Origin of the sequence: Edaphobacter sp. HDX4, assembly GCF_036877565.1 — a bacterium.
Lineage (GTDB): Bacteria > Acidobacteriota > Terriglobia > Terriglobales > Acidobacteriaceae > Edaphobacter.
In genome coordinates this window covers 83655-94753 of sequence record NZ_JAEDXW010000012.1, presented here as the reverse complement: position 1 = coordinate 94753, position 11099 = coordinate 83655, and the positions used below count along the sequence as shown (strand labels likewise).

The following is an 11099-nucleotide window of genomic DNA, read 5'->3' as shown; positions in this document are numbered from 1 at the left end:
TTGCGACGACGTACTATGGAGAAGTATGCAACCAGCGTCTTTTCCAGCGTCAAAGGTAACGAGGCGAAGTGTTCTGCAGGCAGCAGGAGCGGCAGCCGGCCTTCAACTTACCAGGGGTTTCACGTGGGCCTCGCAGACCGCAATCACAAAAAATGCTGCTTCGGCAAAAGACGCCTCGCGCTGGCGAGAGACATGGGATGCCGCCTTGGCTTGCCTGGCCGGGAACGTGCGCAATGTTCCGCGGTATGACAAACCCGTACTGTTTGAGGGTGCCGTCTATAAGGGAATCTGGCAGGAATGCGGACCGCAGGAAGGCCTTGTCTACGGAACGCTGGCGAAATACGTCCAGGAGAGCGATCCGGCCAAAGCTCCTCTTGCAGTAGCGAAGAACAATCACATGGCGTTTTTTGCACTGCAGCGCGAGGATGGTCAGCTCCCAGCCTCGGTGAAGACGTCAGAGGTCGGATACGGCCAGATCCAGATGGTGGTGCCGATCGCGGCAACGGCATGGGAGGTGTCGCAGCTAACCCGTGACGAGGAGCTGCTGGAGACCGCGTATAAATCCTGCGGGCGATGGGACGCATGGCTGCGCAGATACCGCAACACGCGAGGCACCGGCCTGGTGGAAGGCTTCTGTACGTACGACACAGGGCACGACAATAGTCCGCGATGGAAGGGCGTCCCGAACCGGTGTCCCGATGCGGATGCGAAGAAGTTTCCAACCGGTGTAGGAGTACCCCGGCTGTGTCCGGATCTTTCCGCGACCGTATATGGCGGACGAGTGGCGTTATCGGCAATGGCGAAGGCGCTGGGCAAGTCCGACGAAGCCGCGCGGTGGGAGTCTGAGGCCGAAGAGTTACGCCTGCTGATCCTTTCAAAGCTCTACAACGAAAAAGACGCGGCCTTCTATGATCTGGATGCAGATAACAAGTTTGTGCGCGTGCGATCGGATGTGATCAGCCGGGTTCTTGGAGAGCATGTGCTGAAGATGGCGGAGAAACGGGATCGCACCATCTTCGAGGCGGTCTGGAAGAGGCAGATCCATAACCCGAAGGCCTTCTGGGCACCGTATCCCCTGACTTCGATCGCCATGGACGACCCCAGCTTTGTCAGACCAATTCCACGGAACAGCTGGGGAGGCGCCACCCAGGCTTTGACTGCTCTGCGCACGCCACGCTGGATGGGCTACTACGGCAAGGATGCTGAGCTGAAGCAGTTGATGGGGAAGTGGTGCGAGGCCATCATGCGGCACATCGAATTCCGGCAGCAGATGGATCCCGAGACGGGAGACTTTACCCAGGCCGATCCCAGCGGATATTCGCCGGCGGCGCTCACATTTCTGGAGTTTGCCCGCAGGCTGGGTCACGCGCCGACTAAATAGGTCAATTGCCAGTTGCCAGCAGTCACTCCGTTGCAAGATGCTGGCTTCACATTTTCGGAGATGAGATGACGTTACCCACAAGATTGAAGGCTTTTGGCTCAGTTGTGTTGTGCCTTGCATCGTTCCGCCCCGCCGCCGCGCAGGGTACGGTTCCTACGTTTGTCCAGCATGCGGGCGATAAGTCCTATGTGTTGATGGGAGCAGATCCGGCGAAGGGCGGCACCACAACCATTCCTACGGTGCTCGCACCGGTCACCCTGTCTTTCGAGTCGAAGAAGGTTGGAGGCAAGCCGTTTGTTCTGGATGCGGGCAAGGACGTGCCTGCATTGTTGCGGTCTCCAATCTTTTCGCGATTCAAGTTTCCAACCGCCGGCGAGACACAGTATGCCGACGCGATGCTTCGCACGACCTTCCCTGCTGCAAAGGACTGGCATACGCTGCTGGGCAAGCCAGAGGTAAAGCCGATCACCGTTACCATCCCTGCGGGATATGGCTATGTGCTGACTTCGAAGGCGAGCGGCTCGGCAGCAGCCGTGGTGGACCTGGAGTTTGTGCAGAAGGAGATCTTCAAGCAGCTTCCAAAGCAGGACGGCAAGCTCGTGCTCGCGGTCACCCCCAATACGACGTTCTATGCGATGGGGGACGCTACCGTGTGCTGCTCATGGGGAACGCACGGAGTCGATCGCGCGACCGGCAACTCGTTCGTGCTCGCCAGCTATCTCAACCATGCGCCGTCCATCATTGTCGATAAAGATGCGCAGCCACTGACGCAGCAGCTGGCAGAATTTGTGAATGATTCACTGTTCGATCCGCTCTATCAGCATGAGCTGTACGAGCAGCATCTCAATCCGGCCTCTGCGCCTGGGAATGCGGTCAGCTGGATGCGACCTGCTTCCATGCGCCCCGGCGATGGCGGACGATGCGGAGGCACTCGCGTAGCCTCCACCTATTTCCAGCTGCAGCCTACGGACACAAATCTCAAGAACAACTTCCCCGCTTCGGAACCATATGTTGCAGGTGAGGGTAAGGCGGCGTATCACGTTCAGAATGTCGCCCTGATGCCTTGGTACACGGGATCGACAGAGAGCATGGGAAAGACATACAGCTTCCCTGACGAAAAGATCCTGACGGAGGCCGCTCAGCCATGCCCGGCCCGACGTGGTGGATCCGGGGTGGCGACAACGCCGACTGCAACCCCGATCGTGCCTCCGGCTGCCGGGAATGGGCACCAGCTGATCGGCTACTGGTCAGGCTATGCAGGTGCTAACGGCACGTTTCCTCTGCGGGACGTTTCGCCTCAGTGGGACTACATCCTGGTGGCCTTCGCGACTCCCGACAAGAATGCGCCTGAAGGCACGCTGCAGTTCCACACACCGACCGGGATGGACCCCGCAACCTTCAAAGCTGATATTCAGTACCTGAAGAGCAAGGGGAAAAAGGTGATGATCTCGCTCGGCGGAGGCGGCCAGCACTTTACGCTGGCGAATCCGGCGAGGATTCCGAACTACGTCTCCTCGGTGACGAAGATCGTGGAGGAGTACGGCTTCGATGGAATCGATATCGACTTTGAGAGTCCCTCGCTGTCGATTGATCCGGGTGACACGGACTTCCGGCATCCGACGACGCCTTCGATCGTGAACCTGATCGCGGCGCTGCGGCAACTTCACGATCACTTCGGTCCCGGGTTCATGATCAGCCTTGTACCGGAGGGCACGCAGATTCCCGGGGGCTATCCGAGCTACGGCGGACAGTTTGGATCGTACCTGGCCATCACCTATGCAATCCGCGACATCCTTACCTTCATCGATGTGCAGGACTACAACACGCCGCCGCTCGAGGGGCTTGACGGTGAGATCTATCAGGCAGGCCACGTCGATTATCACGCCGCAATGACCGAGCTTTTGCTGCACGGCTTCAACGTCGGAGGCGATCCGAAACAGTTCTTCCCGCCCATGCCTGCAAACCAGGTCGCCGTCGGCTTTCTTGTAGGAGACGTCGAGGTAACAGAGGTCGATGAGGCGATGGATTACCTGATTACAGGCAAAGCTCCTGCAGGTACGACGTACAAGCTGCGCAAGCCGGGCGGCTACCCGGAGATGATTGGCGCCATGTTCTGGACCATCGACGGGGACCGGCGCGGAAACTATAACTTCTCTAACTCTGTGGGTCCGTTACTGCACGGCTATCCCGCGGCCAAATAGCTATCGAAGTAGACAACAGGGCGCGACGAGAGTCGTGCCCTGTTGTATTTAACGACGCGCAATCATATTTCGACCGCTAGCAATTCTGGTACTTCCAGTTCCGCTGTTTGCCCTCGGCGATCCACTCCACGGCCTGGACGATGCGCTTCTCTTTTGTCTCGGCGCGTTTCGCTTCTGCGATCCACTCCGTGTACTCCCGCTGGCAGCTGACACTGAATCCGTCAAAGACCTTCTGCGCAACCTTGTTTTTCTTGAGGGCGGCTGCAAGTTCGACGGGAATCTCGGGAGCGGGTTTTGCTGCCATTCTGGGCCGCGTCATGGTCTTGCTACCCTCATCGATAAAGGCAGCTGCCTGCCTGATATAGCCGGTCAGAACCTTGTCCGTGGGAAGGTCCCTGGCAGTGGCGATCTTGCCGAGCGATCCCATGCCATCGCTGTCAAAACCGTCTTTCTTGAGAAGATCGCGCATGGCCGCCCCAAACAGCCCGAAGCTGCAGTGCGCCTTGAACGCTGCCAGGTTGCCGAACATCTGTCCGTGATAGGTGAAGAAGGGCATGCTCCACTTGATGTCTTCTTCGATATCGGGAAGGACCTTATGAACAAGCTCGCGAAGGTGTGTGAGCACAGGTTGAGCGAAGGGGGCGGACTTGTTGATGTAGGCGTCAACGCGAGGATCGAAGTTGCCTGCGGTCTTCATGCAGGGGAGTTTACCGCAGTTTTCGCGCAGCAGATCAGGGCAGCAGCCAACATTCGGCTGTGAACGAAGTGACCTGCTCGGATCGGGCCCGGTGCGATCGAGGCCGTGGGATCAGGGCCGTGCCTGAGGCCAGCGACAGCGCAATTTTTCTTTAGCGAATAAAAAGCAAATACAATTTGTCTGAGCGCTCCCATGTCGACTGCCTCTCATCCCGATCGCTTCCAGTTTCTGCACATCGACCTGAACAGCTTCTTCGCTTCGGTCGAGCAGCAACTTCATCCCGAGTATCGCGGAAGACCACTCGCCGTTGTTCCTACGATGGCCGACACGACCTGCTGTATCGCGGCGAGCTACGAGGCTAAGGCCTTCAACGTAAGGACCGGTACGCAGGTAGGCGAAGCCAAGAAGATGTGCCCTGGCATCATCCTGATCGAAGGCAGTCATACCGAGTATGCGAAGTACTCAAAGGCCATCAGCGATGCCGTGGATCTGGTCTGTCCGGTCTCTCACAATCCTTCGATCGACGAGATGTGCTGTCAGCTGATTGGGCGTGAGCAGGAGCCGCCTCGGGCCCGAAAGATCGCACTCGAAATCAAACAGTCAATCTACAAAAATGTCGGGGAAGCACTGCGCTGTTCTATCGGTATGGCCCCGAATCGTTACCTCGCCAAGATTGCCAGCGATATGCAGAAGCCCGACGGGCTTATCGGCCTGCTGCCCTCGCAGCTTCCGCGGGCGATCGCTCATCTGGAACTTCGGGACTTACCTGGAGTCGGCGCTCGCACGGAGACTCGGCTCCATGCCAAGGGGATTACGACAATGGAGCAGCTGCTGGCTCTCGACCGCCGGGGCATGCACGATCTCTGGAACAGCGTCTGGGGAGATCGTCTCTTCCACTGGCTGCGTGGAGGAGATACCGGTGACGATGGCGCACCGGTGGGTGCGGACGTGCAGAAGTCTCTCGGTCACTCCCACGTGATGGCGCCGGAGTTTCGCAACGAGGAGGGTGCCTGGGCGGTCGCCAACAAGTTATTGCACAAGGCCTCGATGCGGCTGCGAATGGAGAAGTTCTATACCGGTGCCCTGGCCATCACCGTCCGCTATCAGCTCACACGCGAGCAGGCGGAGCGGATGAAGTCCAAACGCCACTTCAGCGGAATCAAGCAGTCCGGGTGGGGCATGGAGGCACGCTTTCCTCAGTGCCAGGACACACTTTCGTTGCTGGAAGCGATGCGCGGGCTGTGGCAGCGACGTCCGCAGGGAGCAGAGTTCGGGCGGCCGTTCTTTGTTGGAGTGACGCTGCGCAGCCTGGTTCCCGAAGACGAGCACCAGGAAGATCTCTTTGGAGATCCCGGCAATCGGATGCAGCTTTCAGCCACGATGGATAAGCTTAACCTGAAGTATGGGCATACGACCCTGCACTTTGGCAGCATGCTTCCTGCACGTGAATCGGCACCGACTCGCATAGCCTTCACCCAGATCCCCGTGCAGTACGGTGTGGATTACATGTAGGTGGTCGGCACAACGGTTTTGTTCTGCCGTGAGTGCGGCAGATCAGGACTCGTCCGCACGGAGAGCCTGGCTGTGATGAAATAGAGGGAGAACACCATGCGTCGAACCGGGTCCATTCCGTTCGCTCTGCCAACCTTTGGGGGGGCCGTGCGCAGGTTGATCCTGCTTAATGTGGGTGTCTTTTTCGCGCTCGCCATTCTCTCCTGGGTTTCGCCCTCTCTCAGCAGACTGCTCAACTTCCACCTGCTGCTTGAGCCCTCGGCCGTTGTTCGAGGTGAGCTTTGGCAGCTGTTTACCTATTCCCTCATCAATCCCGGCATTCTTTCCATCCTCTTCGGAATGCTGACGCTGTGGTTCACCGGCACCCTGCTGGAGGGAAGTCATGGAAGCCGGTGGTTCACGGAGCTTTACTGGAGTTCCGTGGTCGGCGGTGCAGTGATTGCTACCGCCGTCTCGTTCACGCATCTGTTTGGACTGCGCCCGGACGTCGTTGCGGTTGGAGCGTGGTCAGGAATCTTCGGTCTCCTGATTGCGATCGCCATGCTCTTCGGCGACCAGGAATTCTTGCTGTGGTTCGTCCTGCGTATCAAGGCGAAGTACATGGTCGCGATCTACATCCTGATCGCAATTGCTGTCCTGCTGAAGCAGTCCGACAACTTCGGTGCGCTGCTTCAACTCTCCGGTGCGCTCTCGGGATTCCTCTTTGTCCGTTTTGCACCGCGTCGAGGTCTCGCCTTCGGTTTCACAGAGCGTCTCTATGGCGTTCGGAACGCATACTACCGATACAAGCGTCGCCGTGCAGCAAGGAAGTTCGAAGTGTATATGCGGAAACAGAACCGCGAGGTGCACTTCGATAAGGATGGCCGCTATATCGACCCGGATGAGCTTCGCCGAGATCCGAATGACAAGCGCTGGATGAACTAACACTTTCTGGTGACAGTTCCCCGCCCCGAAAAGGTCATAATCGGCTCTTGTCTTGAGGGCAGGTCGTTCCCTTATAATCAAGCCATCAGTTCTGAACTCTAGATAACCGCAAATGCTGAGTAGTGTTACGGGTCTGCAGTCAGCAACCTTCAAGAAAAATACTGTCCTTGGCGCATTAACCAGATAACAATGGCCTTCAAGTCGGCCATAAGGAGAATCGCCAACTATGCCACGCAAGCTCCCCATGCTGGCCCTTATTGCCTTGTCCGCAAGCCCTTTTATCTATGGACAAGGTTCGTCATCAAACACGCGCTATACCCTCGTTAAGCTGAAAGCGCCCAAGCCCGTCGCACCGCCGACGACTACTCCGAACGACCCACCGACGACTACGCCGAGCGACCCGCCGTCGACAACACCATCGGATCCGTCAACAACTCCTCCGACAACGACACCGACGGATCCTCCGACAACGACGCCAACCGATCCACCGTCGACAACGCCAACCGATCCACCGTCGACAACGCCGAGCGACCCGCCGACGACTACGCCATTGGATCCATCAACAACTCCTCCGACCACGACGCCATCCTCTTCTGCCTGCAGTGTGATGGGTCTCGGAGAGGGCGCGAGCCTTAATGGTTTCGTTCCCTTTCAGGCCAGCAATCCGTGGCGGCAGAACATCGCCAACGCGCCGGTCGATGCCAGCTCCGACGGCATCATCAACATCATCGGACATAGCCTCTATGCCAACTTCGGTTCGGGAACATATGCCGGAAACGTCATCGGAATCCCATACTCGGTTGTCAGCGGTGCTCCGTTCGCCAACATCAACTACAACGTGTATGGAGACGATAGCGATCCGGCACCGATGCCCATTGCGATCTCAACCTTGATGGAAGGGTCACCGAATCCCGGAGACGGTGATCGTCACGTCCTGGTCCTGGACCGCGATAACTGCTGGCTCTACGAACTAGGGGGAGCATATCCCCAGGGCGATGGAACATGGCAGGCGGCTGTTGGAACTGTATGGGATCTTCTCGATGCCAACGCACGTCCGTACCGCTGGACGTCAACCGATGCAGCAGGTCTCCCGGTATTCCCGGGCCTTGTGCGGTACGACGAGGTTGCAGCCGGCCACATCGATCACGCTATCCGTGTCACGCTTCAGCATACCCGGGCAGCATTTGTTGCTCCGGCAACCCACTGGGCAAGCAACTCCAATAGTCCGGTCTTTGCTCCTATGGGCGCACGTATGAGGCTCAAGGCGGGCTACGACATTTCGTCGTTCCCTCCGCAGGCTAAGGTCATCCTTACTGCGCTCAAGAACTACGGCATGATCGTGGCTGACAACGGAAGCAACATGTTCATGACTGGTGCACCCGACGATCGCTGGAACAACGACGATCTCTCAACGCTGAAGCAGGTTCCTTCTTCTGCGTTCGAGATCGTTCAGTCCGGAACCGTCTACACGTCAGCGAACGTGCCAACCGGCAGCGCACCGAACATCACCAGCTTTACAGCGGACAATCTCACGGTTTCTGCTGGTTCTGCTGTGACGTTGAGCTGGGCTGCTGACAATGCAAGCTACTACATCGTCTCGCCCGAGGCGGGTCCCGTACGCGGAAACAGCGTCACGGTGCATCCGACGACGACGACAACTTACACACTGTATGCAACCAACCAATACGACCGCAGCAGCAAAACCATCACAATTACCGTTCAATAAGCTGCTCGCAGTCTGAACTATCAAAGTGCCGCATGCGCATCCAGCGTGCGGCACTTCTTTTTTGTCTAGCTGGTGTCAAAATAATTTCCTCGCATAACCCTTTTAGAGAAGATGCAATCCAATGCTGCAGGAGGGGGCTATGCAAACCAGAACTCTTGGTCGTTCAGAACTATCAATTGTCCCTCTCATCTTTGGAGGCAATGTATTCGGCTGGACCATCGACAAAGATGCTTCGTTTCGAATCCTCGATGAATTCGTCGATCGAGGATTCAACTGTATTGATACTGCCGACGTCTACTCACGCTGGCTGCCTGGAAACAAAGGGGGAGAGTCGGAGTCCATTCTCGGGGATTGGTTGCAGCGCTCCGGTAAGCGCGAGAAGGTTGTGCTGGCAACCAAGGTTGGGATGGATATGGGGGAGGGGAAGAAGGGCCTGAGCAAGAGCTACATCCTTAAGGAGATCGAATCGTCGCTTCGGCGGTTGAGGACGGACTACCTCGATCTCTATCAATCGCATCAGGATGACCCCGCCGTTCCGGTGTGCGAGGCTCTGGAGGCTTACGATCTGCTAATTAAGGGTGGTAAAGTCCGCATCATCGGAGCTTCAAACTTCACGTCGGAACGCCTGGAAGAGGCGCTCGACTGCGCCCGCGAGAAGAATTTGCCTGGCTACCAGGTCCTGCAGCCGGAATATAACCTTTACAGCCGCCGGCAGTATGAAGCGGAGTTGGCGCCGACGGTCGAGAAATATGGTCTCGGAGTTATCACCTACTTCTCTCTCGCGAGCGGATTCCTTACGGGGAAATATAAAAAGCCATCGGACGCCAAAGGTGCAAACCGGGAGGCGAGGGTGCTTAAATACTTTGATGAGAGAGGCCAGAGAATCCTTGCCGCTCTTGCCAATGTTGCTGCGCAGACCGGAGCGTCTCCGGCGTCTATCTCTCTGGCATGGCTGCTGGCACAGCCGACGGTAACCGCTCCTATCGCCAGCGCAACCAGTACCCGTCAGCTTAAGGATATGTTTGCTGCGGTTGAACTCAGACTGTCTAACGAGCAATTAGATCTTCTGACGAAAGCGAGCGCCTACTAGCCGGTCCACGAGGTTGAGAACTAATGGCCGCCCTTCACGGAAGCGGCTATAGTTTTGTGAATGATCAAAAGATGGTTGTTCGTCTTGTTTGCCGCCATCGCTTCAGCCGTTCCGCTGCATGCCTTACCCTGTGAGCAACTCGTCTCTCTGACGACGCCCAAGACCTCGATTCGCTCCGCGAAGATTGTTGCTTCCGGAGATCTTGTCATTGAGGACACGCGAAAAAAGATTACCGGACTGCCATCTTTCTGTCGTGTCGCGGCTGTACTTGCGCCAACAGCCGACTCTGAGATCCACACGGAAGTCTGGCTGCCATCTTCAGGGTGGAACGGAAAGTTTCTCGCGGTAGGCAGCGGAGGATGGGGAGGCTCCATTGCTTACGAGGCAATGGCTGATGCTCTCCGGCGTGGATACGCAACCAGCGCCACCGACGACGGTCATACGGGAGCAAGCGCCAGCTTTGTTGTCGGTCATCCGGAGAAGCTCACGGACTTCGCGTATCGCGCCGATCACGAGATGACGGTGGAAGCGAAGAGCCTGATCCAGGCATTTTATGGACGGGCCGCCCGCTATGCATACTGGAACGGTTGCTCTGGAGGCGGCCGCGAAGGATTGTTGCAGGCATACCGCTACCCTGACGAGTTCGACGGCATCATCGCAGGCGATCCTGCGGATATCCGGCGCAACAGCTGGGCTTTATGGCTTGCGAACAAGACGTTCAAAGATCCACTGGACTACATTCCACCATCGAAGTATCCGATGATCCATCGCGCGGTTCTGAGAGCCTGTGATGCGAAGGACGGCGTGACGGACAGCCTCATCGAAGATCCCACCGAGTGCCATCCCGATTTCACTTCGTTGACGTGCAAAGAGGGCGATGCACCCGACTGTCTCACACCGCGCCAGGTACATACCGCTGAGACCATCATCAGTGCTCCGAAGGATTCGAATGGCAAGACTCTATTCCCTCGACTGGAGCCGGGCACTGAGCTTCGATGGGACCGTCTTGCGGGAGGACCTGCGCCTGCCGATCTTTTTTCGGATGAGTTCCGCTATGTGGTCTATCAGGATGACAGCTGGGATTGGAAGACGTTCAATATCGACCGTGACCCCGCGAAGGCCCACGCCGTCGACAAGGATGTGGATGAACTGAATCCAGATCTAAATGCCTTCGCGAGACATGGCGGAAAGCTGCTGCTCTATCACGGCTGGGCCGATCAGCAGGTCGCACCAGGCTCGACGATTGCGTTCTACCAGTCTTCCTCGGAGTTGGGTGGCGGCAGCAAACAGGTCTCCAACTGGATGAGGCTTTTCATGATCCCCGGGATGGGCCACTGCTCCGGTGGAGAAGGTCCGGATAGCTTTGACAAGATCGGCGTGCTGGAACAATGGGTGGAAAAGGGCGAAGCCCCATCGAGGATCGTCGCGGAGCACCGCACCGCAGGCAAGGTGGACAGAACTCGCCCGCTTTGCCCTTACCCGCAGGTGGCGAGATATAAGGGAGCTGGCAGCATCGATGATGCCGCCAGCTTTTCATGTGTCACCAGGTAGCAGAGATGAGCCGGACC

The 11099-nt window shown here is 57.4% G+C and carries 8 protein-coding genes; 7 read left to right on the top strand and 1 reads right to left on the bottom strand.

Going from position 1 to position 11099, the window contains the following annotated elements; all coding sequences use genetic code 11:
- The first annotated feature begins 25 nt into the window (after positions 1-25).
- Positions 26-1381, top strand: a complete 1356-nt coding sequence (locus tag JAO29_RS12960) for an MGH1-like glycoside hydrolase domain-containing protein (protein WP_334268649.1) — start codon at positions 26-28, stop codon at positions 1379-1381.
- 65 nt (positions 1382-1446) lie between these two features.
- The gene (locus JAO29_RS12955) at positions 1447-3582 is read left to right on the top strand and encodes a chitinase (RefSeq protein WP_334268648.1); all 2136 of its coding nucleotides are present in this window, start codon (positions 1447-1449) and stop codon (positions 3580-3582) included.
- 76 nt (positions 3583-3658) lie between these two features.
- Here the strand turns inward: JAO29_RS12955 and JAO29_RS12950 are convergent, their stop codons facing one another.
- Positions 3659-4279 carry a YdeI/OmpD-associated family protein gene (locus tag JAO29_RS12950; protein WP_334268647.1) on the bottom strand — a complete coding sequence of 207 codons (621 nt, stop codon included), beginning with the start codon at positions 4277-4279 and terminating at the stop codon, positions 3659-3661.
- A gap of 192 nt (positions 4280-4471) precedes the next feature.
- Here JAO29_RS12950 and JAO29_RS12945 point away from each other — a divergent pair, with 192 nt between their 5' ends.
- The 5 genes from JAO29_RS12945 to JAO29_RS12925 all read left to right on the top strand — a co-directional run bounded on the left by JAO29_RS12945 (position 4472) and on the right by JAO29_RS12925 (position 11082).
- Complete coding sequence (locus JAO29_RS12945; protein WP_334268646.1) at positions 4472-5791, top strand: Y-family DNA polymerase; 1320 nt, start codon at positions 4472-4474, stop codon at positions 5789-5791.
- Between the two features lie 96 nt (positions 5792-5887).
- Positions 5888-6715, top strand: a complete 828-nt coding sequence (locus JAO29_RS12940) for a rhomboid family intramembrane serine protease (RefSeq protein ID WP_334268645.1) — start codon at positions 5888-5890, stop codon at positions 6713-6715.
- 226 nt (positions 6716-6941) lie between these two features.
- Positions 6942-8441: a hypothetical protein gene (locus JAO29_RS12935; protein ID WP_334268644.1), complete on the top strand. Its 1500-nt coding sequence runs from the start codon at positions 6942-6944 to the stop codon at positions 8439-8441.
- A 139-nt stretch (positions 8442-8580) separates the two neighbouring features.
- Positions 8581-9531, top strand: a complete 951-nt coding sequence (locus JAO29_RS12930; RefSeq protein ID WP_334268643.1) for an aldo/keto reductase — start codon at positions 8581-8583, stop codon at positions 9529-9531.
- Between the two features lie 60 nt (positions 9532-9591).
- Positions 9592-11082 (top strand): tannase/feruloyl esterase family alpha/beta hydrolase, encoded by a 1491-nt coding sequence (locus JAO29_RS12925; protein ID WP_334268642.1) that lies wholly within the window; start codon positions 9592-9594, stop codon positions 11080-11082.
- Positions 11083-11099 lie beyond the last annotated feature (17 nt).

Coding starts and splice junctions, on each gene's coding strand:
- JAO29_RS12925 (WP_334268642.1), top strand. CDS start 9,592: ATGATCAAAAGATGGTTGTTCGTCTTGTTTGCCGCCATCGCTTCAGCC.
- JAO29_RS12930 (WP_334268643.1), top strand. CDS start 8,581: ATGCAAACCAGAACTCTTGGTCGTTCAGAACTATCAATTGTCCCTCTC.
- JAO29_RS12940 (WP_334268645.1), top strand. CDS start 5,888: ATGCGTCGAACCGGGTCCATTCCGTTCGCTCTGCCAACCTTTGGGGGG.
- JAO29_RS12955 (WP_334268648.1), top strand. CDS start 1,447: ATGACGTTACCCACAAGATTGAAGGCTTTTGGCTCAGTTGTGTTGTGC.
- JAO29_RS12960 (WP_334268649.1), top strand. CDS start 26: ATGCAACCAGCGTCTTTTCCAGCGTCAAAGGTAACGAGGCGAAGTGTT.
- JAO29_RS12935 (WP_334268644.1), top strand. CDS start 6,942: ATGCCACGCAAGCTCCCCATGCTGGCCCTTATTGCCTTGTCCGCAAGC.
- JAO29_RS12945 (WP_334268646.1), top strand. CDS start 4,472: ATGTCGACTGCCTCTCATCCCGATCGCTTCCAGTTTCTGCACATCGAC.
- JAO29_RS12950 (WP_334268647.1), bottom strand. CDS start 4,279: ATGAAGACCGCAGGCAACTTCGATCCTCGCGTTGACGCCTACATCAAC.